Below are 282 nucleotides of genomic sequence, written 5' to 3'. Positions count from 1 at the left end.
GCTGTCGTTGCCGATGTTGAGGGTCGCGTTGTCGAGCGTCTCGGTGTCCTGGCTGTAGAGCGTGCTGGACGTCCCCGTCAGATTGATCGTGGCGCCACCCGAGCCGCCGGTGAAGCCGTCCTTCAGATAGAGCACCGACGACGCTGCGCTCATGTCCAGCGCGCCCTGATACGTCACCCCGTCCAGCGTGCCGTTGGCGGCGACCAGTCCTGACCCGGTATCCACGACCGTGCCGTTCTTGATGGTGCCGCTCGAGGTCAGCGTCAGCTTGCTCAACGGTGA

General features: G+C 64.9%; 1 protein-coding gene. It reads right to left on the bottom strand.

Annotated elements, in window-relative coordinates:
* A partial coding sequence (locus WN73_RS11500; RefSeq protein ID WP_271552814.1) for a hypothetical protein occupies window positions 1-282 on the bottom strand: 282 nt, incomplete at both ends.

The organism is Bradyrhizobium sp. CCBAU 45394 (assembly GCF_028128655.1).
Lineage (GTDB): Bacteria > Pseudomonadota > Alphaproteobacteria > Rhizobiales > Xanthobacteraceae > Bradyrhizobium > Bradyrhizobium diazoefficiens.
This window is presented reverse-complemented; position numbering and strand designations above follow the sequence as displayed.